Annotated in this window: 25 protein-coding genes; 14 read left to right on the forward strand and 11 right to left on the reverse strand. The window is 59.8% G+C overall.

The annotated features are described in order from the left end of the window. Nucleotides 1-577 precede the first annotated feature (577 nt). A complete protein-coding gene (locus tag EGN72_RS01630) occupies nucleotides 578-1,468 on the reverse strand; it encodes an AraC family transcriptional regulator (RefSeq protein ID WP_127044906.1) in 891 nt (296 codons plus the stop codon). 157 nt (nucleotides 1,469-1,625) lie between these two features. Here EGN72_RS01630 and EGN72_RS01635 point away from each other — a divergent pair, with 157 nt between their 5' ends. Next, nucleotides 1,626-2,573 carry an SDR family oxidoreductase gene (locus EGN72_RS01635; protein WP_127044907.1) on the forward strand — a complete coding sequence of 316 codons (948 nt, stop codon included), beginning with the start codon at nucleotides 1,626-1,628 and terminating at the stop codon, nucleotides 2,571-2,573. 102 nt (nucleotides 2,574-2,675) lie between these two features. On the opposite strand, the gene ettA is transcribed toward EGN72_RS01635, so the two are convergent. Further along, a complete protein-coding gene (gene ettA, locus EGN72_RS01640; protein ID WP_127044908.1) occupies nucleotides 2,676-4,331 on the reverse strand; it encodes an energy-dependent translational throttle protein EttA in 1,656 nt (551 codons plus the stop codon). 214 nt (nucleotides 4,332-4,545) lie between these two features. Here ettA and EGN72_RS01645 point away from each other — a divergent pair, with 214 nt between their 5' ends. From EGN72_RS01645 to EGN72_RS01660, 4 genes are all read left to right on the forward strand, one after another. After that, nucleotides 4,546-5,124, forward strand: coding sequence for a hypothetical protein (locus EGN72_RS01645; protein WP_127044909.1), 579 nt, complete (start codon nucleotides 4,546-4,548; stop codon nucleotides 5,122-5,124). Continuing rightward, nucleotides 5,124-5,738: a nicotinate-nucleotide adenylyltransferase gene (locus tag EGN72_RS01650; RefSeq protein ID WP_127044930.1), complete on the forward strand. Its 615-nt coding sequence runs from the start codon at nucleotides 5,124-5,126 to the stop codon at nucleotides 5,736-5,738. The genes EGN72_RS01645 and EGN72_RS01650 overlap by 1 nt, the downstream gene beginning before the upstream one ends. Before the next feature lie 318 nt (nucleotides 5,739-6,056). Then, nucleotides 6,057-7,511 (forward strand): D-alanyl-D-alanine carboxypeptidase/D-alanyl-D-alanine-endopeptidase, encoded by a 1,455-nt coding sequence (gene dacB / locus EGN72_RS01655; RefSeq protein ID WP_127044910.1) that lies wholly within the window; start codon nucleotides 6,057-6,059, stop codon nucleotides 7,509-7,511. Between the two features lie 176 nt (nucleotides 7,512-7,687). Beyond that, nucleotides 7,688-7,939 (forward strand): hypothetical protein, encoded by a 252-nt coding sequence (locus EGN72_RS01660; RefSeq protein WP_127044911.1) that lies wholly within the window; start codon nucleotides 7,688-7,690, stop codon nucleotides 7,937-7,939. Between the two features lie 38 nt (nucleotides 7,940-7,977). Here the strand turns inward: EGN72_RS01660 and EGN72_RS01665 are convergent, their stop codons facing one another. Beyond that, nucleotides 7,978-8,400, reverse strand: a complete 423-nt coding sequence (locus tag EGN72_RS01665; protein ID WP_127044912.1) for a tellurite resistance TerB family protein — start codon at nucleotides 8,398-8,400, stop codon at nucleotides 7,978-7,980. Nucleotides 8,401-8,519: 119 nt separating this feature from the next. On the opposite strand from EGN72_RS01665, the gene EGN72_RS01670 reads away from it, so the two are divergent. From EGN72_RS01670 to EGN72_RS01695, 6 genes are all read left to right on the forward strand, one after another. Beyond that, on the forward strand, nucleotides 8,520-10,100 hold the full coding sequence (locus tag EGN72_RS01670; RefSeq protein WP_127044913.1) for a lysine--tRNA ligase: 1,581 nt from the start codon (nucleotides 8,520-8,522) through the stop codon (nucleotides 10,098-10,100). A gap of 113 nt (nucleotides 10,101-10,213) precedes the next feature. Beyond that, nucleotides 10,214-10,624: a DUF4864 domain-containing protein gene (locus tag EGN72_RS01675; protein ID WP_127044914.1), complete on the forward strand. Its 411-nt coding sequence runs from the start codon at nucleotides 10,214-10,216 to the stop codon at nucleotides 10,622-10,624. 146 nt (nucleotides 10,625-10,770) lie between these two features. Beyond that, nucleotides 10,771-11,058 carry a 50S ribosomal protein L28 gene (rpmB, locus tag EGN72_RS01680; protein WP_127044915.1) on the forward strand — a complete coding sequence of 96 codons (288 nt, stop codon included), beginning with the start codon at nucleotides 10,771-10,773 and terminating at the stop codon, nucleotides 11,056-11,058. A 113-nt stretch (nucleotides 11,059-11,171) separates the two neighbouring features. Next, nucleotides 11,172-11,537 carry a hypothetical protein gene (locus tag EGN72_RS01685; RefSeq protein ID WP_127044916.1) on the forward strand — a complete coding sequence of 122 codons (366 nt, stop codon included), beginning with the start codon at nucleotides 11,172-11,174 and terminating at the stop codon, nucleotides 11,535-11,537. Between the two features lie 90 nt (nucleotides 11,538-11,627). Then, entirely contained in the window at nucleotides 11,628-12,146 is a 519-nt protein-coding gene (locus EGN72_RS01690) for a copper chaperone PCu(A)C (RefSeq protein ID WP_127044917.1), read from the forward strand. Between the two features lie 168 nt (nucleotides 12,147-12,314). Next, a complete protein-coding gene (locus tag EGN72_RS01695) occupies nucleotides 12,315-12,746 on the forward strand; it encodes a low molecular weight protein-tyrosine-phosphatase (protein WP_370323140.1) in 432 nt (143 codons plus the stop codon). A 4-nt stretch (nucleotides 12,747-12,750) separates the two neighbouring features. On the opposite strand, the gene EGN72_RS01700 is transcribed toward EGN72_RS01695, so the two are convergent. The 3 genes from EGN72_RS01700 to EGN72_RS01710 form a co-directional block, all read right to left on the reverse strand. Then, complete coding sequence (locus tag EGN72_RS01700; protein ID WP_127044919.1) at nucleotides 12,751-13,056, reverse strand: hypothetical protein; 306 nt, start codon at nucleotides 13,054-13,056, stop codon at nucleotides 12,751-12,753. 272 nt (nucleotides 13,057-13,328) lie between these two features. After that, on the reverse strand, nucleotides 13,329-14,351 hold the full coding sequence (locus tag EGN72_RS01705) for a hypothetical protein (RefSeq protein ID WP_127044920.1): 1,023 nt from the start codon (nucleotides 14,349-14,351) through the stop codon (nucleotides 13,329-13,331). A gap of 82 nt (nucleotides 14,352-14,433) precedes the next feature. Next, nucleotides 14,434-16,059: an AMP-binding protein gene (locus EGN72_RS01710; protein ID WP_127044921.1), complete on the reverse strand. Its 1,626-nt coding sequence runs from the start codon at nucleotides 16,057-16,059 to the stop codon at nucleotides 14,434-14,436. A gap of 159 nt (nucleotides 16,060-16,218) precedes the next feature. Between EGN72_RS01710 and EGN72_RS01715 the strand changes: the two genes are divergently transcribed. Beyond that, nucleotides 16,219-17,154: a DMT family transporter gene (locus EGN72_RS01715; protein WP_127044922.1), complete on the forward strand. Its 936-nt coding sequence runs from the start codon at nucleotides 16,219-16,221 to the stop codon at nucleotides 17,152-17,154. Here the strand turns inward: EGN72_RS01715 and EGN72_RS01720 are convergent. Then, nucleotides 17,124-17,714, reverse strand: a complete 591-nt coding sequence (locus tag EGN72_RS01720; RefSeq protein ID WP_127044923.1) for a thymidine kinase — start codon at nucleotides 17,712-17,714, stop codon at nucleotides 17,124-17,126. The two genes, EGN72_RS01715 and EGN72_RS01720, sit on opposite strands and share 31 nt — an antisense overlap. A 404-nt stretch (nucleotides 17,715-18,118) precedes the next feature. Here EGN72_RS01720 and EGN72_RS01725 point away from each other — a divergent pair, with 404 nt between their 5' ends. After that, complete coding sequence (locus tag EGN72_RS01725; protein ID WP_127044924.1) at nucleotides 18,119-18,571, forward strand: hypothetical protein; 453 nt, start codon at nucleotides 18,119-18,121, stop codon at nucleotides 18,569-18,571. Nucleotides 18,572-18,683: 112 nt separating this feature from the next. Here EGN72_RS01725 and EGN72_RS01730 read toward each other — a convergent pair whose 3' ends face one another. Then, nucleotides 18,684-20,039 carry a DEAD/DEAH box helicase gene (locus EGN72_RS01730; RefSeq protein ID WP_127044925.1) on the reverse strand — a complete coding sequence of 452 codons (1,356 nt, stop codon included), beginning with the start codon at nucleotides 20,037-20,039 and terminating at the stop codon, nucleotides 18,684-18,686. A gap of 344 nt (nucleotides 20,040-20,383) precedes the next feature. Here EGN72_RS01730 and EGN72_RS01735 point away from each other — a divergent pair, with 344 nt between their 5' ends. Further along, nucleotides 20,384-20,875: a hypothetical protein gene (locus EGN72_RS01735; protein ID WP_127044926.1), complete on the forward strand. Its 492-nt coding sequence runs from the start codon at nucleotides 20,384-20,386 to the stop codon at nucleotides 20,873-20,875. Nucleotides 20,876-21,606: 731 nt separating this feature from the next. On the opposite strand, the gene EGN72_RS01740 is transcribed toward EGN72_RS01735, so the two are convergent. The 3 genes from EGN72_RS01740 to EGN72_RS01750 form a co-directional block, all read right to left on the reverse strand. Further along, on the reverse strand, nucleotides 21,607-21,792 hold the full coding sequence (locus tag EGN72_RS01740; protein WP_127044927.1) for a hypothetical protein: 186 nt from the start codon (nucleotides 21,790-21,792) through the stop codon (nucleotides 21,607-21,609). Nucleotides 21,793-21,803: 11 nt separating this feature from the next. Beyond that, on the reverse strand, nucleotides 21,804-22,169 hold the full coding sequence (locus tag EGN72_RS01745) for a hypothetical protein (RefSeq protein WP_233586992.1): 366 nt from the start codon (nucleotides 22,167-22,169) through the stop codon (nucleotides 21,804-21,806). A 383-nt stretch (nucleotides 22,170-22,552) separates the two neighbouring features. Continuing rightward, the gene (locus EGN72_RS01750; protein WP_127044929.1) at nucleotides 22,553-23,434 is read right to left on the reverse strand and encodes a hypothetical protein; all 882 of its coding nucleotides are present in this window, start codon (nucleotides 23,432-23,434) and stop codon (nucleotides 22,553-22,555) included. Nucleotides 23,435-23,588: the final 154 nt, after the last annotated feature.

Genomic DNA, 23,588 nt, shown 5'->3' on the forward strand with positions numbered 1-23,588 from the left:
TACATCGAGTTTTTCTACAACCCACAGCGCAAACACGTTAAGAACGGCATGCTGTCACCGATTGACTTCGAACAGCAGCAAAAACTGAAGCTGCAAGGTGTCTAGGAAACTCGGGGCTCTTCGAATGGACCCCGAACCGGCTCGCCAGTTCGGCGGCTGTCTCCTCGCCCTTCAGGGCCTCCAGTGCAACCTTCGCCATGAGCTCGGGCGCAGGTTGTTTGTGTTTCGACACCTCTGACCTCCTTCTTGTCGAAGATCAGCAGGCTGCAAATCGTAGCTCATGTCAGTGTCCGAATTGGGGGGGCAGGTCTGCCTATTCCGCCCATGGTTTGGAAGCAAACAACTATTGAAAAACGGGACGCATATGCGCCGGCCTACCCGTGCGGGTCCGGGTTTCTAAAGGTCAGGCTGGATGCCGAAAAAGGCGGGGAGCAAGATGCGGAGCATCCTGCATAATAAGGACAGGGCAGGAAGGCGGCTGATTTGGTGCGGAGAGGCGGCGCCCTCAACCAGCTTTGTGCTTTTGCGACGCGCATTTCTGCGCCAAAATCCGACGCCTTTCTCTGTGAAACTCAAATTATCCCACCAAAGCTGCGGGCAATTGGTGCCGGTCGCTCCATTGCCGTGGCGATTGGCCGTATAGGCGCTTGAATTCCCGACTGAATTGCGAGGCGCTGACATAGCCGACATGCATCGCGGCCTCTGCCACCGTCATGCCGCCCGCGATTTTCATTGCAGCATTGTTCAGGCGCATGGATTTCACGAATTGGATGGGTGACATGGTTGTCGCCTGCTTGAACTTGCGATGGAACACGGCGCGGCTCATCCCGGCGCGATCGGCCATCTCGTCGATGGATATCTGTTCCTCAAGCCGAGAGGAGACATGCAGGATGGACCGCGCAATGGCATTGCCGGGGCCAAAGGCTTGCCGGGCAAATGCACCCGCCTCGCCCTTCAGAACGGCATAATAAAGCTCGCGCAGCCGCGCTTCGCCAAGGATGGCGGTATCCAATGCGCTATCGCTCAGTTGGACCAACCGCAAAAGAGCGTCCAGAAACCCATCGTCCCACCGGGCCAGACGGATACCACGGGCGCTGCCTTCGGCCAAAGGCGCACGCCTGCCGCTGGCCTCTATCTCGATGGTCAGCTCGGACATCAACCGCTGGTCCAGCGCGATATAGACACCGTAAAGCGGGTTTTCCGGAGAGGCCGCAGGCGTTCCCGCCTCTACCGGCATGGACATCGGGCAACACAGATATTCGCTGCTGTCATAAACATAGCGCTGCCCATCCAGAACAGTTTCCTTGCCCCCGCTGACAATGGCGATGATACAGGGTTCATAGACTGCCGGGGCGCAGGGAACCGCCTCGGTCGCGCGGAACAACTGAACACCCTTGATGCCGGTTTGGACCATGCCATCCTTTGGCATCCGGGCCTCGATGATCGTTCTGATTTTGGTCTTGGTCATGCTCGCTTTGTATGCCGCCAGAATGCAACCTTGCAACAGGTTTGAGATAATCAGGCAAGTTTTTGCGACTATTGCGCCTGTTTTCAAAGTGCCTTGAGATTTATCTACAGTTTCAATCAGGCCGCCACAGGCCACGCATTTGGAAAGGACCCGACAGATGACAGACACGAGCTTTGGCCCGAAAGGGTGGACACCCGAGCGCCTTCGTGCACTGAGCGGCAAGACCTATGTTATCACGGGGGGCAATGCCGGGGCGGGGTTTCAGGCGGCGCGCATTCTGCTGACGCGCGGCGCAAAGGTGGTCATGCTGAACCGCAGCACAGAACGCTCTGCCACGGCGATCAAAGCGTTGAAGCAGGAATTTGGCGCACAAAGCGATGTCAGCTTTGTCCGGATGGACCTGTCGGATCTGTCCAGTGTGCGCACCGCTGCGCAGGAGATTTTGAATACAGTGCCGCGTATTGATGCGCTGATCTGCAATGCCGCAATCGCCCAAGTTCCCAAGCGCCAGTTGACCGTGGACGGGTTTGAAAGCCAGTTGGGCACCAACCACTATGGCCATTTTCTGTTGTGTGGGTTGCTGTTCGACCAGATCGAGGCCGCGCAAGGCCGTATCGTCGTGGTCGCCAGTCTTGGCTACAAGATGGGGCTGCGTCACATCAAATTTGAGGATATGAATTGGGAAAAGGACTATGGCGGCAACGCGGCCTATAGCCAAAGCAAGCTGGCCCAGATGATGTTCGCCTATGAACTGCAAGACAGGGTCAATGCCGCGGGGCGCAAGGTGGCGGTTTATGTCTGTCACCCCGGCTCGTCTGCCACATCATTGATCAGCACCAGCGGCGGGTTGCTGGCGCGGTTAACATGGTGGCTGATGACCAAGACACCCATGGTGCAAACCGCCGCGCAGGGCGCCTACCCAGAGGTGATGTGCGCCACCCAAGCGGGGCTGCCGCAGCGCGCGCTTTACGGCCCCACCGGGCGGATGGAATTCGTCGGCCCCGTGGGCCTCGGCACATTGGAACCCCACGCCCATGACAAAGCCGCCATGGCCCGCCTGTGGGACGTGTCAGAAAAGGCCACGGGTCTGACATGGTCGGTGTAAAGGCCGGGCGCTGAAAACCTTCGCGGCGCCGTTCAGGCGGCGCTGCGGATGGGGTGTGACCCAGCGGCTGTGGGCATTTCAGGAAACACCCACAGCCGTTTCTTAGCGCGAAAACCGCTTATATTTCGCCCGCTTCGGTTCCAGCGCATCCGGGCCCAAGCGGCGGATTTTATCCTGCTCATAGGCCTCGAAGTTACCTTCGAACCATTCCACATGCGCGTCGCCTTCAAAGGCAAGGATATGGGTGCAAAGACGGTCAAGGAAGAAGCGGTCGTGGCTGATGATGATCGCGCAGCCGGCGAAATCTTCGATCGCTTGTTCCAGCGCTTGCAGGGTTTCCACGTCCAGATCGTTGGTCGGTTCGTCCAGCAGCAGCACGTTCCCGCCCGAGCGCAGAAGTTTCGCCATATGCACGCGGTTACGTTCACCGCCCGATAGCAGGCCGACTTTCTTCTGCTGATCCGTGCCTTTGAAGTTGAACGAACCGGCATAGACGCGGCTGTTCACATCCATATCGCCAAGGTGGATCACCTCGGCCCCGCCCGAGATTTCCTCCCATGCGGTGGCATTCGGGTCCAGCGCGTCGCGCGACTGGTCGACATAGGCCAGTTGCACGGTATCGCCCAAGGTGATCGTGCCTTCATCGGGCTTTTCCTGCCCCGTGATCATGCGGAACAGGGTGGATTTACCCGCACCGTTCGGCCCGATTACACCGACAATCGCACCCGGCGGGATGGTGAAGGTCAGGTCTTCGATCAACTGCTTGTCGCCCATGTGCTTTTTCAGGCCGACAACCTCGATCACCTTGTTGCCAAGGCGCTCGCCGTTGGGGATGACGATCTGCGCGGTGGTCGCGCGCTCCATAACCGTCTGGCCCGCCATCTCGTTATAGCGCGCGATACGGGCCTTGCCCTTGGATTGCCGCGCCTTGGCACCGGAACGGATCCATTCCAGTTCCTTTTCCAACGCTTTTTGCTTTGTCTTGTCCTCGCGGGCTTCCTGCGCCATCCGCTTGGCCTTTTGCTCCAGCCATGCGGAATAATTGCCCTCATAGGGAATGCCGCGACCACGGTCGAGTTCCAGAATCCAGCCGGTGATATCGTCAAGGAAATACCGGTCGTGGGTAACGATCAGGATGGTGCCCTTGTAATTGATCAGGTGCTTTTGCAGCCATGCGATGGATTCGGCGTCAAGGTGGTTGGTCGGTTCGTCCAAGAGCAGCATGTCCGGCTCTTCCAGCAGCAGCTTGCACAGCGCGACGCGGCGGCGTTCACCGCCCGAAAGATCCTCGACATTCGCATCATCCGGCGGGCAGCGCAGCGCATCCATCGCCACCCCGACCGAGGCTTCCAACTCCCACAGGTTGCCCGCGTCGATCTGGTCTTGCAGCTGGGCCATTTCCTCGGCGGTTTCGTCCGAATAATTCATCGCAAGTTCGTTATACCGGTCCAGAATGGCGGTTTTTTCTGCGACGCCCAGCATGACGTTTTCTTTTACCGTCAACGCCGGATCAAGATAGGGCTCCTGCGCCAGATAGCCGACCTTGGCACCCTTGGCGGCCCAAGCTTCGCCTTTGAAGTCCTTGTCGATCCCCGCCATGATCTTCAAAAGGGTGGATTTACCGGCACCGTTGACGCCGACGACACCGATCTTCACACCGGGAAGAAAGTTCAACTGGATGTTTTCAAAGCATTTCTTGCCGCCCGGATAGGTCTTGGATACGCCGTCCATGTGGTAGATATATTGATAGCTGGCCATGATGCTTTTCCTGTGCGTTCTGGGCGTAGGGTGGGCAATCTGCCCACCGCCGCTGGAGTTTGGCGGTGTTTTAGTGCGGAACGCGGTAAAGGGCAATCAGGGAAGGCGGGCTTTACCGCAGGGTCGCTGCGGCCCGCACTGCATCCGAGGGGTGGACAAGTCTTGCCGCGCGGTGATTAGCTTTGCGGGATTTAGCATTGCGCAGGGGGCGGGCATGAGGTTGGCAGGTTTGATCGGGGCGCTTGCACTGGGGCTGATGGAAGCTGCGTCTGCGCAGGCGCAGGTGACAAATCACGAAATGCCGGGCAGTCTTGCCCCGACCACCGATCCGGGATGTGTCAGCCCGGCACAGGCCGCCGTTACCCTGACCCCACCGGACCTGTCGCTTGGCGTCTTGGCCTGCGCGCAGGCCGGCGATTTCGATGCAGCGGTAGAGCTTTATGTGCTGATGCAATTGCGCGCGCGGTTTGACACGCTGCGCGTGGCCGATACGACGGCCCATCAAGCCGAGCAGGTCTTGGCGATGCAAACCTTTGCGGCATTGTCGCCCGCCAATCAGGCGCAGTTGCAAGCCGCTTTTGAGCGTTTTGGCGATACCGGCGGCGCGCGCCACACGGCCTTTTGCGCTGTGGTTACGGCGCAAGGGGCGCCGGATTACCTGCCGGATTACATGATCCAGCACGGCATCACCGCCTTTACCGGCGTGACCGGGGATGGGTTGGTTCCCGGCTTTGCCGTGCAGGCTGCCTGGGACGGGTTGCTGGGCGGCTATCTGCAATGCCCCGGGCCATAATGCAGCGCGCCGGGCTTCCTGTTGCGACCAAGGGGATGGTGATCGGCCTGTTGGGCGGGTCTTTTGACCCCGCGCATGCAGGCCATGCGCATTTGACACGGGAGGCGCTGAAGCGGTTCGGGCTGGACCGGGTGTGGTGGCTGGTTTCCCCCGGCAATCCGCTCAAGGCCCGTCAGCCTGCGCCGATGGCGGATCGTCTGGCGCAGGCGCGGGTGGTGATGCAGGATCATCCGCGCGTGGTGGTGACCGATATCGAGGCGCGGCTTGGCACGCGCTACACCGCCGCCACGCTGGAGGCGTTGACAGCCCTTTATCCCGGTGTGCGCTTTGTCTGGCTGATGGGGGCGGACAATCTGCTGCAATTTGATCGTTGGGACCGCTGGCGCGATATCATGGCTATGGTGCCGATTGGTGTTCTGGCCCGGCCCGGAAGCCGCATTGGCGCGCGCCTGTCCAAGACCGCCGAGATTTTTTGGGGCGCACGCCTGCCCGGATCGGCCAGTCAGCGGCTGGGGCAGGGGCCAGCGCCGCGCTGGTGTTTCGTCAATATGCCGATGCGGGATGACTCCTCGACCGCGATCCGGGCGCGCGGCGGCTGGCGACAGGCGCGCTGAGGGAGGCCAAACGCCAAGGGGGCCAGCCCCCCGGACCACGCCAAACGCCGGGGGGCCAGCCACCCGACCCAAACCAAAAGCCGGTGGGCCAGCCCCCCGAACCAAGCCAAACGCCGGGGGGCCAGCCACCCGACCCAAACCAAAAGCCGGTGGGCCAGCCCCCCGAACCAAACCAAAAGCCGGGGGGCCAGCCCCCCGGACCCCCCGGGATATTTTCACCGAAAAGAAAGCCGTAATGGGGAAATCGGTGTCTGTGGTCTGGACGCTTGGGGCAGGGGTGGGATAGGTTGCAGGGGGCAAAGGGTGAGGGGCGGTTCAATGTATTCAAGACGATGGGTTCTGTCGGCACTCCTTGCCGGGGCGGCGGTGCCGGGTTGTGCAGAGGCACCGTCCCGCTCGCCCAGACCTGCGTCGCGGCCGGGATCATCGGGGGCGAGTGCCGGTGGTGGCGGCACGATTGTCGAGGCCGCGGGTCTGGGAGGCGCCGTTGGCTTTGTGGTGATGGAGACGGGGTCTGGCAAGGTGCTGGAGGCCATGAATGAAGCCGTTGCCCAGCCGCCTGCCTCGGTCGCCAAGGCGATGACGACGATTTACGCGCTGGACAGGCTTGGGCCGAATTACCGCTATACCACCCGGGTTATGGTGACAGGGCCGGTGCAATCGGGGCGGGTGCAGGGCGATTTGATTCTGGTGGGCAGCGGCGATCCGAGCCTTGATACCGACCGTCTTGGCGATCTTGCGGCGGCATTGGCGGCGCGCGGCGTGAAAGAGGTGACAGGACGTTTCCTCGCCTTTGCCGGGGGCATCCCCCATATCGACGAGATTGATCGCGATCAGCCCGATCATGTTGGCTATAACCCGGCGATTTCGGGGCTGAACCTGAATTACAACCGGGTGAATTTTGAATGGAAGCGCGGCAATAAGGGCTATGCCTTGTCGATGGATGCGCGCGGCAAGCGCTTTGTGCCGGCGGTGTCGATGGCCGATGTCAGTGCGGTGGCGCGTGACACACCGTTGTTCACCTATAAGCGCGGGCAAAACCGCGACCAATGGACGGTGGCGCAAACCGCTTTGGGCAAAGGTGGAAGCCGTTGGTTGCCGGTGCGCCACCCGGAGCTTTATACCGCCGATGTCTTTGCCACGCTGATGCGGGCGCATGGGTTGCGCTTGGGGGAGGTGTCGCTGATCACGGCTTTGCCCGCAGGCACGGTTTTGGCGGAAAGCCGGAGCGAGCCTTTGTCCGATGTCATGCGCGACATGCTGAAATATTCCACCAATATCACCGCCGAAGCCGTGGGGCTGACGGCCTCGGGCGGGCAATCCTTGGCGCAATCGGCGGGGCAGATGCAGGCCTGGGCGGCAGCAAAGCACGGGATTTCCAGCCGGTTTGTCGATCATTCCGGGCTGGGCGGCGATTCGCGGATTTCGGCGGCGGATATGGCGCTGGCCTTTCGCGGCGCGCGCGGCACCATGTTGCCGGGCCTGTTGAAAGAGCAAGGCATCCGCGACGCCAAGGGCAAGGAGATCAAGGGCCACCCGACCCGCGTTGTGGCGAAAACCGGCACGCTGAACTTTGTGTCCGGGCTTGCGGGCTATATTCAGCCGGCATCGGGCAAAGAGCTGACCTTTGCGATATTCAGCGCCGATACCCGGCGGCGTGATGCGCTGTCGATGTCGGAACGGGAATCGCCCGAGGGGGGCGCTGCCTGGACGCGGCGCGCGCGCAACATGCAAGCGCAATTGATCAGCCGCTGGGCCGGGGTATATACCTGAGCCGCGATTTCAGCGTAAACCCGCGCAATAAAAAAGGCGATTTGCGCGAAAATCCGAGTCATGCCCAATCGCAAACCAGCGCAGGCATGGACGCAAGGCGGGCGTCACGTCATCAAGAGTGTTGGCCGGTTTGTCAAAAAACAAGCTGGCGGTAATGAGTATCGGAAAGGAAGACAGTGTTCGAGTTTGGAGTTTTGGCCAGCATCTTGGTGGCGGCGATATGTGTCGGCGCGGGTGTGGCTTTGGGGTGGTATCTGCGCGGGGTCTTTGTGGACAGCAGTCTGGAACTGCGCGCGCAAACCGCCGATATAGACTGGCTGCGCGCTGCCCTTGCCGATAGCGAAAAACGCAGCGCCCAGCAGGCCGAGTGGCTAAGCGCGATGGAAGCCGAGCTGGTGGAACTGCGCCCCGAAGACAAGCGCGCCTGAGCCGCCCCCCGACCACAGCAGCAGGGGGCAGACCCGGATCAGATGGTCATATGCCGCGCCCGTGCCCCGCGTTCGATGGCCGCCGCGTGCAGCCGGTCTATCGACAATTCGTCGCGGATTTCCTGCAACAATTGCAGTTCTGCCTCATACAGCGTGCCATCGGCGGCGGCGACATCGCAGGCCAGCGCATAGGCGGTTTCGAACAGCTTTTCGGGCAGCGCGTCGCGGATCAGGCCGAACAGCGCATCCAGCCCGTCTTCTTCCTCAAACAGATCAAACACCACTTTGGACACGCGCGAAAAGCGGTCGTCATCATAGCCCGCAAAAACCGGCAGGTGATAAACGATGCGCTGAATCGCAATCAATTCCGAGGTGCGGACGTTTTCATCGGAGGCGGAAACCGCAACCATGATCGCCAAAAGCGCGTCCTGCGGGGTCATGGAGGGTGACGTATCGGGCATGGTTTGCGTCCTTATGGGGTGAATTGGGCACAGAATATTGACCTATCGCCGGGGGGGCAATAGGAGAGGCCCGTTGAGGCAACGCGGTGTTGCCGCATATGAAAAAGAGGATGAGGGATATGTCTGCCCTGCGCGATGCTGCGATGACGTCGAAAGCCTGGCCTTTTGAAGAGGCGCGCGCGATCCTCAAACGCTATGAAAAGAAGGCGCCGGAAAAGGGCTATGTGCTGTTTGAAACCGGCTATGGCCCCAGCGGCCTGCCGCATATCGGCACCTTTGGCGAGGTGGCGCGCACAACCATGATCCGCCGCGCGTTCGAAGTGATCTCGGATATTCCGACCCGTCTGATCTGTTTTTCCGACGATGTGGATGGCATGCGCAAGGTGCCCAGCAATGTGCCGCAGCAGGATATGTTGCGCGAGCATATGCAAAAGCCGTTGACCTCGGTGCCCGATCCGTATGGCGAATACGACAGCTTTGGCCATCACAACAACGCCATGCTGCGCCGCTTTCTGGATACGTTCGGCTTTGAATATGAGTTCATCTCGGCGACCGAGTTCTATGCCTCGGGCAAGTTCGATGACACGCTGCGCCTGTGCGCCGAACGCTATGACGCGATTATGGCGATCATGCTGAAATCCCTGCGCGAAGAGCGGCAGCAGACCTATTCGGCCTTCTTGCCTATTCACCCGGAAACCGGGCGGGTTTTGTATGTGCCGATGAAGCATGTCGATGCGGTCAACCACACCATCACTTTCGATGACGAGGACGGGCGTGAGTGGACGCTGCCCGTGACCGGCGGAAATGTGAAATTGCAATGGAAGCCGGACTTCGGCGCGCGCTGGGCGGCGCTGGGTGTGGACTTTGAGATGTATGGCAAGGACCATTCCACCAATACCCCGATCTATGACGGGATTTGTGAGGTTCTGGGCGGGCGCAAACCCAACCATATGACCTATGAATTGTTCCTTGATGCCGATGGTCACAAGATCAGCAAATCCAGCGGCAACGGGCTGACCATTGACGAATGGCTGACCTATGCCAGCACGGAAAGCCTGTCTTACTTCATGTATCAAAAGCCGAAAACGGCGAAGCGGATGCATTTTGATGTGATCCCGCGGGCGATGGATGAATATCACCAGCAGCTGCGCGCCTATCCGGGGCAGGATGCGGCAGGGCAGTTGAATAACCCGGTCTGGCATATCCATTCCGGCAATCCGCCCGAAAGCCGGATGGTGGTGCCATTCTCGATGCTGTTGAACCTTGCCAGCGTGTCGGCGGCCACCGATGCAGCCGGGCTTTGGGGCTTCATCAAGCGCTATGCGCCCGACGCCTCGCCCGAGACGCACCCGGATCTGGATGCGGCGGCGGGCTATGCCGTGCGCTATTTTGCCGATTTCGTGGCCCCCAAACGCGTCTTCCGCCTGCCGACCGAGCAGGAACGCGCCGCGATGGTCGATCTGCGCACGCGTCTGGCGGCATGGGATGGCGGGCTGGACGCCGAAGCCCTGCAAAGCATGGTCTTTGCCGTTGGCAAGGAACACGGGTTCGAGCCGCTGCGCGACTGGTTCAAGGCGCTGTATGAGGTGTTGCTGGGGGCCAGTGAAGGCCCACGATTCGGCGGCTTCATCGCCCTTTATGGTGTCGAGGAATCGCTGGCCCTGCTGGACCGTGGACTGGCGGGCGAATTGGTCAAGTAACGGCAAGGCTCTGACGAAATGTCGTGGCGCGCGGGGCAACCTGCGCGCCATTTGCTTTTCCAGGCGCGCGTTCTATCTGTTGCCCAAGGGGACGCAACGGAAAGGGCCGCATCATGCGCCATGCCTTTATTGCACTGCTTTTCTCACTCGCCTTTACCCAGCCTCTTGCGGCGCAAAACGCAGCCTCCGGGGCCATTCAATCCACCATCCAGAACCAGATCACCGCCTTCCAAGCGGATGATTTCGCAACAGCTTTCAGCTTCGCCTCGCCCATGATCAAAGGGATTTTCGGCACTTCCGATAATTTCGGCACCATGGTGCAGCGCGGCTATCCTATGGTGCATCGCCCCTCTGCCGTGCGCATGCTGGACCTGCGGGACGTGGATGGCAAGCTGTGGCAGCGCGTGATGATCACCGATCAATCCGGCGCGACGCATCTGCTGGACTATCAGATGATCGAAGGCCCCGAGGGCTGGCAGATCAACGCCGTGCAGCTTTTGCCGCAATCTGGCCTTGGCGCGTGAAATCTCGGCAATCGGTGGCTTGCCCGCTTGACGAGGCCAGCGATTCCCCATAACAGACGCCAATGGAATTTTGGCACACCGCCCTCGCGCGGTGGCCTTTGATGTTGAAGTGACGCTTGCGGGCGTTGAATACAAGGATCACGACTATGTCGCGTGTCTGCGAACTGAGCGGTAAAGGCCCAATGTCTGGCAACACTGTCAGCCATGCCAACAACAAGAATCGTCGGCGCTTCTTGCCGAACCTGAACGATGTCACGTTGATTTCTGACGTGCTCGGTCAATCCTTCCAGCTGCGCATCTCTGCTGCGGCGCTGCGCACGGTTGACCACCGTGGCGGGCTTGATGCCTTCTTGGCAAAAGCCAAGGATGAAGAGCTTTCGCCGAAAGCCCTGAAGATCAAGAAAGAAATGGTAAAGGCACAGGCAGCCGCCTGATCGCTGAACCGATCTTTTGCAAGGCCCCGCTGCTGCGGGGCTTTTTGCGTTTCTTGCCGTGCTGCGCTGTTTTGGCGCTTTCGCACCTGCGTGCCCCGGTATAAAAACGCTGCATGAGAGTGTCCTTCCGCCCCTTTGCCCTTGTGTTGCTGTGCCTTGCGCTTGTCGCAAGCAGCGTCACCATGGCTGTGGCGCGCGGGCAGGCGCTGGCCTTGTCGCGCGGCGGCACCACGCTTGTCATCTGCTCGGGCTATGGGGTGACGACCCTGTCGCTGGATGCCGGGGGCAACCCGATTGGCCCGGTGCATCCTTGCCCTGATTGCTTGGCTGGTTTGGCCGCCTATATCCCCCCGGCTGCGGTGCAGCCTGTGGTGGTGGCGCAACTGGCAGGCCAGATCAAGCGGGTTAAAGCGGCACCTTTGCCGCATCTGTTCCATGTTTTGCAAACGCGGGCGCGGGGCCCGCCTGTCTTGGTCTGACCGGACCAAACAGTGACCTTGCTGCGGTAGCCCTGATGGCGCTGCGGCCCCAAGGCGCAACCCATTGCAAATACATAGAAAGAGATGACCATGACCACGAAATCCCTGCTTCTGGCGGCTACGGCTGCTGTCTTTACCCTCGCCTCGGCACCTTTTGCCTTTGCGGGCGATATCACGATCAAAGACCCCTATCTGCGGGTATCCGGCGCGATGGCCAAAACCGCTGCCGCCTTCATGACGATTGAAAATGCGGGTGCCGAAGATCGCTTGATCGACGCGCATTCCGACCTGTCGGAAAAGGTGGAACTGCACACCCACAAGCAAAACGCCGATGGCGTGATGCAGATGCTGCATGTCGAAGAAGGCTTTGCCATTCCCGCAGGCGGCAGCCATGCGCTGGAACGCGGCGCGGATCATGTGATGTTTCTGGGGCTGAACAGCGTTCCGGCCGAAGGCGACAAGATCACGCTGGTGCTGACCTTTGAAAAGGCGGGTGAGGTGACGGTAGAAGTGCCGGTTGACAACACCCGCGCGCCAGCGGCCGGAGGGATGGAACATGGCAAGATGGACCATGGCAAAATGAACCACGGCGCTGCCCCGTCAAACTGATCTTGGCCTTATGCCAATACCAACGGCCCCTTCGGGGGCCGTTTTTTATGTGCGAATCCGGGTGGTTTGCATCCCGTTGCATCATATAACGTCGATTGGGCCTGCTTGGGGTTGCACCTTGAGCCGGAACTTCGGACAGTTTCCGGCGGGGCAATGCAAGGGATAGTGATGAAGCGGGTTTTGATGGTGTGTCTGGGCAATATCTGCCGCTCTCCCGCGGCGGAGGTGGTGCTGCGGGATATGGCGGCAGCGGCGGGTGTGGTGCTGGAGGTGGACAGTTGCGGCACCAGCGGTTGGCACGCCCGGCAAGCCCCCTACGGCCCGATGATCAAAGCTGCCGCCGCGCGTGGATATGAGTTGCGGACCCTGCGCGCCCGCAAGCTACTGCCGTCAGATTTCACCCGGTTTGATCTGATTGTCGCGCTGGATGCTTCGGTCTTGCGGGATGTCGAGGCGCTGCGCCCTGCGGGAAACAGCACGCCAGCGCAGCTTTTACCGATCCCCGACGGGAATGTGCCCGACCCGTATTACACACGAAATTTCGACCAAGCACTGGGCTTGATCGAAACCGGGTGCCGGGATTTGTTGGAAAGCCTTTAGCCGATCAACCGGCGCAATAGGCCTGCGCGGTTTCGCCGAAATTCTTGTAGCGCGCCCAGAATTCATTGTCGCGGTCGCTTTTAGACATGCGCACCTTTTGCGCCTGATCCGGGTCACGGAAGAACTTGGCCGCCTTGCGCTGATCGCCACCTTTCAGCGTCATATCCGCCACTTGCTGAATGCAGCCACATAGCGCGCGATTGGCCTGCTTGCGATCCGATTTCAGGCAGGCGCTTTCAATAGGCCCGGCCATCGCGGTCATCGGAAGGGAGAGGGCCAGCAAGCTGGCTACGATCAGGGTCTTGGTCATGTCACTGCCTCATTCTGGGTGCGAGGTGGGCCCCGCATCTGTTGTGTATTTGCAAAGGATCTTACCGATTCTGGCAAGATTTTTCAATGAAATAGGGGTAAAACGGCGGTATCTCGCCGATGGACTAGACATTGCGATGCGGGGGCGGCGGGCTACTACATGGCGTTGCAAAACCGGCGCAAAGCCGCCGGGTCGCTAGAAAGCCATTGTTCGGCCAGACTCTTTTTGCCGATGTGCCGCCTGGAAAAAAGCGGGGCTGCGCGCCCTGCGGGCTATTGGGTGCAGATATCTTGCAGGCTGACCCAATCGCCATCCGGCAGCAGCGCAGGTGGTATCACGGTGCTGAACGGATCAGCCTCGATCAGGTTCAAGGTGGTTTCCCCCGAGGGGTCGCGGGCATAGGCATAGGGCGTCGTGGCCACGCCTGCCGCCTCAAACCGGGCAAGCAGAACCGCGTCTGACGGGGGGGCGGGCGGGGCCGCAATGCTGGCTTCGGCATAGCCTGTCACCGCATCTTCGGGCAGGCGGCCTGTGGTCAGCAACCGGAAGGTCGCGCCGATCCCGGCATAGCGCAGCAGCGGGATCAGCGGGTCTTCCAACTCTGCCCCGATGCGCGAGGCAAGCACGATACCAGCCGCCGCATCCGGGCTGTCCTGTTCGGCCAGGAATTGCTCGGGCAGCACCACCAGCCGCCCCGGCAGGCTATAGGCCCCGGCCAGCCCTGTGCGCACGACGACAATCTCAACCCCGCCATTTTCACCGAACAGCTTGGCGGACAGCGTTTTCAAGGCCTGCGCCCCTGCGGGGGCCGCGCAGGGTTGCCCGGTCAGCCGGGTCAGATCGGTCAGCGCCTCTCGTCCGATTTCCAGCCGGGTCGGGCGCGGCAGGAAAGAGGCGGTGTGTTTGATCAGCGCATCCGGCAACCAGAACACTCCCGCCGCCACGATGCCTATCGCCACAATCCCCAGCAACGCATTGCGCAGGCGGCCGGGGTGCGGGCGTGCGGCTTTCAGCGCGGCACCGACGGTTTCCAGCGCGGTGATCATCTCGCTGTCGGTCAGTTCCAGCGTTTCGCCATCGGCGTCCCCCGGCGCGAAAATCGCGGGCATCTCGCCCGGATTAAGCCGGGTGATTGCAGGCAAAGACCAATGCGACAGCGCAAGCTCTTTTTTCGGGTCTGACAGCACAAGCGAGGTATCGCCCAGATTGGCAATAACTTCCCGCCTCTGGCCCGCTGCACTTTCGCGCCACAGACCAGAGCTTTCCAGCTTCAGATATTTTTTCAGAGCCGTCATCGGCTGTTATGGCCTTGCCTGCTGCCTTATTGGAAGCCGACGATAGCCGAGACAAAGCGATTGCACAATCTTGCAGCGGTTTTCAAAGCGATTTGGCGCGGTTTCGCAGCTCAAACTTCTGGATCTTGCCGGTGGCGGTTTTTGGCAGCTCTCCGAACACCACTTTCTTGGGGGTTTTGAATCCGGCAAGATGTTCGCGCGCAAAGGCGATCACCTCGGCTTCGGTCAGGTCTGCGCCGTCTTTCACCTCGACAAAAGCGCAAGGCACCTCGCCCCATTTCTCATCCGGTTTGGCGACCACGGCACAAAGCGAGATGGCGGGGTGGTGCATCAGCGCGCCTTCCACCTCGACCGAGCTGACATTCTCGCCGCCGGAAATGATGATATCCTTGGCGCGGTCGGTGATCTTGATATAGCCGTCGGGGTGCTGAAAGGCGATGTCGCCGGAATGAAACCAGCCCCCTTTGAACGCCTCGGCGGTGGCCTCGGGGTTTTTGTAATAGCCTTTCATTACCGTATTGCCGCGGATCATGATCTCACCCACGGTTTGCCCGTCACGGGGAACGGGGCGCAGGCTGTCATCCATCACAACCGCCTCTCCGGCCATGGGTTGCACCACGCCGGTGCGGGCCTTGATGGCGGCGCGCTCGGATTGGGGCAGGGTGTTCCAATGGTCGTGCCACAGACATTCGGTGATATGGCCATAGGTTTCGGTCAGCCCATACACCTGCTTGACCGAAAAGCCCAAAGGTTCGATTGCGGCAAGTGTGGCGGGGGCAGGCGGGGCGCCAGCGGTGAAAACCTGCACGATATGGTCAAAGGCGCGGCGCTGTGCGGCAGGCGCGTTGATCAACGTGTTCAGCACGATTGGCGCGCCACCGAAATGGCTGACGCCATGATCGGCGATCGCGCCATAGATGGCTTTGGCGGTGACATCGCGGCAACAGACCAGCGTGCCACCCAGCACCGGCATCATCCATGTATGGCCCCAGCCATTGCAGTGAAACAGCGGCACGATGGTCAGGTAGACCGGGTGCATCACCAGCCCCCAACTGACAACGGTGCCCATGGTCAGCAAATAGGCCCCGCGATGATGGCACACCACCCCCTTGGGCCGCCCCGTGGTGCCAGAGGTATAGTTCAACGCGATGCTTTCCCATTCATCGGCAGGCATTAGCCACGGCGCGTTTGCCTCTCCTTGGTCCAGCAGTGCCTCATAGGTCAGGTAGCGGCCCGTTGCGCTATGGCCTGCTTCGGTATCCACCACCTCGATGATCTGCGGTTTTGGGCCGGTTTGCAGCGCCTGCGCGGCCTCGGCCAAGGGCAAAAGCGCGGTATCGCACAGCACCACCTTCGCCTCGGCATGGTCAAAGATATAGCCGACGGTATCGGGTTCCAGCCGCGTGTTGATGGTGTTGATCACCGCGCCGCAGGCAGGCACGCCAAAATGCGCCTCGGCCTGTGCAGGGATATTGGGCAGCAAGGTCGCCACAACATCGCCGGGTGCTACACCCAGCCGCGCCAAGGCAGAGGCCAAACGGCTGACGCGCGCGTGATATTCAGCATAGCTGCGCCTTGTTTGCCCGTAGATCAACGCGATCCGCTGCGGAAACACATCCGCCGCCCGCGCCAGATGCGACAAGGGCGTCAAAGCGACATGGTTTGCCGCACAACGCTGCAACCCGGTTTCATCTGCCAACCAACCCATTTTCCCCTCCCCTTTGGGCACGACTGCGCCCAAGATTTCCCTGTGTTCACCCGCCATTTTCACCAAAATGGGGGCAAATCGTTTTTCATGTCGTTTTCCGCCATGCAGGATGGCCGAAAGTATCTGAACCCGTAAAGCGAAAGCTGAAGGGCAAACCCGATGAAAACGACATTTGATCCCGTTCCGCGCGCCGCATTGCTTGTGCTGACCTTTGCGACCGTTATCGGCTTTACCGACAATTATGTGCGGGTGATCGCGGCAGAGGTGGGGCTGTGGCAGTTCCACGTTACCCGCACGCTGATGATTCTGGTGATGCTTGCCGCGCTGATCCGGCCCATGGGCCTAGTGCTGCGGCCCAGACGCTGGGGCGGGGTGCTGGGGCGTTCGGCGCTGCATGGCACAGCGATGATGATCTACTTCGGCGCTTTGGGCTTTTTGCCGGTGGCGGTGGTGGCGGCGGGGCTGTTCACGGCGCCGATTTTCGTGCTGCTGATCAGCCGCTTTGTCTATGGCCACCGGATCGGGATTGTCCGGGTGGTGGCGGTGGCGTTGGGCTTTGCCGGTGTTGCCATGGTGCTGGGCCGCGAGGCGCTGGAAGGGGCTTCGCTTGCCGCGCTGATGCCCGTGGTGGCGGGGGCGTTTTACGCGATGGGCAATGTCGCCACCCGCGAATGGTGTGCCGAGGAAACGACCGAGACGCTGACGCTTGGCTTTTTCGCGGGCATTGGTGCCTTTGGTCTGCTGGGTTTGGTGGCTTTGACGCTGTTTCCGGTTCCGGTGGCGGATGGGGCCGCGGGATTTGTGGCGCGCGGCTGGGTCTGGCCTTCGGCCAGCTTTTACGGCTGGACCTTCGTGCAGGCGGCGGGGTCGCTGGTCGGGGTGGCATTGCTGATGCGCGCCTATCAGATCGCCGAGGCCAGCCGTGTTGCGGTGTTTGAATACCTTGCCTTGCCGCTTGCGGCCTTCTGGGGCTGGTTGCTGTGGCAAGAACAGCTTTCTGGGCAGGCGGCGCTGGGGATGGTGCTGATCGCCAGCGCAGGCGCGATGATCGCGCTGCGGGGGCGTCAATCGCCCGAGGTATCGCCCACGGCCTGACGCCAATGGCGGCGGCACAGCGAAACATAGCTTTCATTGCCGCCGATCTGCACCTGATCGCCTTCGCGCAGCACGCTGCCATCGGGGCCTTTGCGCACCACCATCGTGGCCTTTTTGCCGCAATGGCAAATCGTGCGCACTTCCCGCATCTCATCCGCCCAGGCCAGCAATGCCGCCGAACCGGGAAAGAGATTGCCCTGAAAATCCACGCGCAAACCATAGCACATGATCGGCACGCCCAGATCATCCACCGCGCGCGCCAGTTGCCAAACCTGCGCCTTGGTCAGAAACTGTGCCTCGTCGATGAAGATGCAGGCCACGGGGCCTGCCGCAAGCCGCGCCTCGATCTTGGCAAACAGATCCTCGGCCGGGGCAAAGGTATCGGCTGCCTCACCGATGCCGATGCGGCTGGCAATCCGCGCTTGCCCGGCGCGATTGTCGAATTGCGCGGTCAGCAGATAGGTCGCCATGCCGCCTTCGCGGTAGTTATGCGAGGCCTGCAACAGCGAGGTCGATTTGCCCGCGTTCATCGTGGAATAGTGAAAATAAAGCCTTGCCATGGCCGCTTGTTATCCGGGCAAGGGCCGCTGCTGCAAGTAGGGCAGGGCAAAAAAGGTGGGGCGCGCCGTGGTGGTGGCTTTGCCGCAAAAAAGGGGGGCCGCCACGGGCCGGTGTTTGGACATCGGGGCTGGGTTGATCTGTTTCCGATCTTTACCGCAGCCCCTTCGCACCTTTGAAAAAACGACGGCCCGCCGCATCGCGACAGGCGCGAGGCCCGACGCCCTCCGTTGAGGAAAAATACGGCGAGCCCCACCCAAACCAATGCTGGGGACATTGGCCACTCTTACCATTCCAACACACACTGGAACTGAAAACATGGATGACAAATCCTGAAGGGCAGCTTAATGGGAAAAGGGATAACGATTTCCCCGGATAATCTGGGGCAAAGACGAAAGCGCGGCATATGAAGCATAACGGATACCTGAAAAAGCACACCGAAGCCTTGGTCAAGGATGTGGGGATCGAAGCTGCGTGTGAATTGTCGGGCAAATCCAAGGCCACGATCGGGCGCTATTATTCCGACGCGGATGAACACGCCGACCGCTTCATGCCCATTGACGTGGTGGCCGCGCTGGAATCGGCGGCAAGTTTTCCGCATGTTACCAGTGCCTTGGCCGATCTGCGTGGAATCACGCTGGCCTATGACGGCACGCGCCGCAATTCCAGCTCGCAGGGTATCAACTCGGACGTGGTGGCCTTGTCGCAGCGCTTTGCGATGCTGATGGGCGAATACAACAGCGCGATCTCTGACGGCAAGATCTCGATCAATGAGGCGAAACGCCTGCTGCGGGAGACGCTGTCGATTCAACAGGTCTTGCTGGAAATGAAGCTGAATCTGGAAGAAGAAGCAGGCTGACGCCTGTTATTGCTTGGCGGTCGGGCGGGGCGCGCGTCACCCGCGCCCAGAACGATTTTTCAAATGTGAAAGGCGCGTCTGATCGGGCAGCCCCGACCAGACGCAAGACGTGTCAGGCGACGTTGCTGCGCGCCTGCGGCTTTCCGCCGCGCCGATTGTTCGCCTTTTTCGGGGCGCCAAGACCACCTTCGACACCGCGCATCGGTTTGCCCTGCGGCTTGCCACCGGATTTGCCACCCGGCTTGCCCTGCGCCGAACGCGGCTTGCCCTGACCACCACCGCGCGGCGGGCGGGCGCCACGCTGTGCGGGCTTTGGCGCGGCCTTGATATCGGCCAGACCCCAGGGCGCGCCGCCGATCACCGGAAGCTGGTTTTTCAACAGCTTTTCGATGTCTTTCAACTCCCCCATCTCGGCCGGTGCGCAGAACGCCACGGCGCGGCCTTCGGCCCCGGCGCGGGCGGTGCGGCCAATGCGGTGGACGTAGTTTTCAGGCACATTCGGCAGGTCATAGTTATAGACATGGCGGACACCGGGAATATCAATCCCACGCGCGGCCACATCGGTGGCCACCAGCACATCCAACTCGCCGTTGCGGAATTCGGTCAGGGTGCGGTCACGCTGGTTCTGGGATTTGTTGCCATGAATGGACCCAGCCTTGAAGCCCCAGGACACCAGCAATTTCATCAGTTTTTCCGAGCCATGCTTGGTGCGGCCAAAGACCAGCGCCTGTTCGCCCGGATGTTCCTTGAGATAGGTTTCCAGCAGCTTGGCCTTGTCACCCTGCGGGGTGTAATGCACCGATTGCACAATCTTTTCCACCGGCTTGCCGGGCGGGGCCACCTGCACCTTGACCGGATCACGCAGATAGGTGCCTGCCAGATCCTCAATCAGTTTCGGCATCGTGGCCGAAAACAGCATGGTTTGCCGCTTCAGCGGGATATGTTGCGCGATTTTGCGCAGCGCATGGATGAAGCCCATGTCCAGCATCTGATCCGCCTCGTCCAGCACCAGATAGCCGCAAGCCTCAAGGCTGACGGCCTTGCGGTCCAGCAAGTCGATCAAACGGCCCGGCGTGGCAACCAGGACATCAGCCCCCCGCGCCAGCTTTTCCGACTGCCGGAAAATCGAGGCACCGCCAGTGATCATCACCACTTTGACAGGCGTGCCCTTGGTGTAATTCGTCAGGTTGTCAGAAATCTGGCTGACCAATTCGCGGGTCGGCGCAAGGATCAGGCTGCGCACGGTGCGCGGTGCCGGCGGGTGGCCGATATCCAACAAACGGTGCAAAAGCGGCAGGCCGAACGCGGCGGTTTTGCCGGTGCCGGTTTGCGCCAGCCCCATGATGTCGCGGCCCTTCATGATATGCGGAATGGCCTGCACCTGAATCGGTGTGGGCGCGGTGTAGCCAGCTTTGTCCAAACCAGCCATAAGCTTAGGGGAAAGCCCCAAGTCAGAAAACGTCGTCATAAATAGTCTTTCCGGCCCGCGCGGTCGCGTGCCTAGCGCCGCACAATCGCGGCAAAGAGGAAGCGGCGCGCGCCTCGGATGCCTGCCCTTGCAAACACCCCGTCGGCACCGCGGAACCCCTGCGTGACGGTGGGAACCAGTATCCGGGCCGTTCACATGCTCACGCGGCACGGGCACTCGGATAAGGGGCAAATGGGGGTTTTTGGCGCATATGTCAAGCAAAGGTTGCGGCTTGGGTAAATCACTGACGCGACGATGGGCGGAACCCTTTGGCCATCTGGTGGGTTGATACCGCAATCGGTCGCCCTGGTGGCCGCAACGAAATGGAGAATGGAGAGATGAATATGGTTCGCAATTTTATCGCAACAGCCCTGACCACCACGATGCTTGTTACCGCCGCGCCGACCCTGGCCGAAACCATGGTCAAAGAGGTTGAGGTTTCCGCAGACCTGACAGCGGTGCAAAATGCCAAGGCGGGGGCGCATTGGGCCACGCTGACCGCCGATCTGCAAAACGCCATCGTCTCGCGCATTGCCGATCTGATCGCCGAGGATGGCGTCAAGGTTTCGGTCGCCATCGACTCGGTGGAGCTTGCCAACAGCCTGCAATCCTCGCTTGGGACGGCGGATTCGAAACTGGTCGGGCAGGTGAATATCTCGCATGAGACGGATAATTCGAAGTTCGACAGCTATGACCTGACGGTGACTTTCGAACAAGCTGGCCCGTTTTTCGTGCCCGGCACGGACCTGACGGCCATCACGACGGACAGTAAGGAATATTACGACGCCATGATCGCCGCTTTTGCCGATTTCGTGGCGAACAAGCTGAAAGGCTAAGCACCAGCCACGGCGCGCTCGTCAAATGTCCCCCGATGCCCACGGCGTCGGGGGTTTTGCATTTCGACAACGCCACTTACCGCCCCTGCTGCGCAGTTCTGTCCCAAGTGGCAGGGAATAAAGACCGAGGCAGTGTTGCGTCGGGGTCCTATCCAAGGGCTGATGGCGGGCTTGTTCTGCAAGACGTGAGTGATGGCGTAACGAAAAGTGGCGAGGGTGGGGAGCGAAATCAAACGCCAAACCCACGCATATGGCCCAGAACATCCCAGACGCTCGACAAAGGCCAAGCGAAAACGGGCCGCCATGCAAAGCCTCCACCAAACGCGGCTGGCAGGTTTCCCAGTAGCACGGCCCGGGCAGGGGAGAGCTTTGCACCGATGCACCAAATGCGGGCCGTCGGGGGGAGGCAACCACGAAGCCAAGGCGGCAAACGCCCGCGCCTATCGTGCCAGCCCTCAAACCGCCTCAATTTCCTAGGTGAACTGCCGAACATAGTCCCTGATACTATCGACCTTGCGCGGGCATTGGCGGCAGCAAGCACAGGGCGTGGCTTTCCGTCCTGTCAGGTGGTTCGAGGCGCCCAAGGTCAAAGCCTGTGCCAAGCGGCTGTCGCTGCGGGCGTTGACCCCAATGCCGACCGCTTGATTGTGGGCATCCCCTGAGCCTATTTCTGAAATCCAAGGGCCAACTTGGACCGACTGCCCCGGTTTCTGCGAAGCGCCGGGGCTTTTTTATTCGGTCGGCGGATTGTGCCAAGCTTTAAACATGCCCGAAAGTTCGGTCACAACGTCGGCGGTGTTGCTACGCTGAAGGTCGTCAAGATCAACCCCCAAAGCTTCGTAAAATTCACCAATCGTAATTTCACGCCGCCAAATCATGCGAGCTACTTCCAAAAGTATGTCGTCGCGATCTGCCAAATTAACCCCCTTTATCGTTTCCGCGCATCTTTGCTGGTAGCGCCGCCGTGAACATGGCAGAATCCGCCGTCTTCTTGAAGCCAAACTTCAAAATAGCGTTGAATTCCGCCGCTTACAGAGTTCTTGCACCGCGTCCCCTTCGATGTGTTTGCGCCACAACGCGGTTCGCCACTTGTCGCGACCCAATCAAGATACTGTTGTTTGAACGCGCCGTTCTTTCGGGCGAACCATTCTTCGCGATCTTTGATAAAGGGGGCAAGGTCTTCCGGTTCCAAGGTTTCCGTTATTCCGCCCCAAGGCGCAGGCACCGAACCGACGAAAGAAATCCCCGCCGCTTTCATCGCTTCAATTGTTTTTTTGTCTAGGTTCATCGGCATTCTCCGCAATCAGGTTTTGCTAAGTATGCAGCGCGACCGCAGGGCAGAGCAAGCGACGTGTTCACGAATGCGTGAGCCGTTCGGGCTTGCGTGTCATTGTTTCCAGTCAATCCCACGACATGCAGCCCAACATGCAAAGTGACAATAGATCTTAAAATTTTGCAATAAAAACAATCACTTGAATGGGATTTTGGCGGAGAGACAGGGATATGTGGCGGAGAGGGTGTGATCGCAGAATGGTCCCAAAATCAGGGAAAACGTAGCACCAAGTTCTTTTAGATTCAAGAGGTTGAGATCAGAGAGATGCAACTGCCATCCCGACGGCTAGAACAGGCTGTACCAAGATTTGTACCAAGCTACTTCAAACCAGATTCGGCAGAACACTACGCAACGAATGCGTGATGCAGTTGAGTACCACGCGAGCCCAGATGAATGTCTCCTTTTCGATTGAATGCCTTCACCATAACCGCATAATTTTCCCAGAGTGGCTCCCTCGCTTCAAAAGCGACTAAGCTATCACTGCTGTAGTCGTAGAAAAAGCCAATAATCCGTTTACTACCTATCAGTGGAAGGAGGTCCGAAAAATGCTTTTCGAGTGGAGATGAAAACGTATCTGCTGCAGAGCAAAGTACGCTAAAGGAAGCGCTGCCTTTCCCAAAACAGATGCTGTCTGGGCTGAAAAGAAAAAGCGTCTTGGTATCGCTGCGCGACGAAAAAATCTCATCTAGTTCCCACTTGACACCATCGGAAGTATCCAAACAAACTACGATCCTTACGCTCTCCGAAATTAGGCGGGATACCTCTTGTTTCCAGTCATTCTCAGGGAGGTAAGATTTCTGAGTTCCAAAAGGTGCCATTATCTGCCCTGGTTTGCCGAGCGAGACAACAGGCCCCTGATGCATTAGTAGCTGAGATAACATAAAGTCCAGGCTGGGCCGGAGAATTTCAGTGGCGTATAGGAGCCTTGAGAGTGGGCCACGCCGCTTCCGATCTAGCTTGACCAAGTCCTCTCCAAAAGATCGCAAGTATACTGTATTTCGCTCGTGGCTATTTCGGGAAGATCCTCGCAAGTGACGAATGATAAGCCTTTCCGCAAAAAAGCGCAGAAGCAAGAAAAGGCCGAGGGCAATCACTGATATTGAAAAATATGCGAAAAAACTGGGTGTGATCGACGCCACCTCTGTTGAAATACACGCTTCAATAAGCTCAGGAAATCCAATAGCAAAATAGTAGGAGCAAGCCTGTCTAATTCCGTCAATAATCATTGCTGTGACAAATGGCGTGAGAAGAATTGGATATAGCCATGACCCTAGTGTTAGCCGCCTGACGGAAGATTCCCAACCGTGAACAGGTGTGTCACAATCGGGGCATGAGACGCAATGACATCTGCCTTTACCTCGGCCCCGCTGACCGTGCGCA

The sequence above is a fragment of the Pseudorhodobacter sp. E13 genome (genome assembly GCF_003991405.1).
GTDB lineage: Bacteria > Pseudomonadota > Alphaproteobacteria > Rhodobacterales > Rhodobacteraceae > Pseudorhodobacter.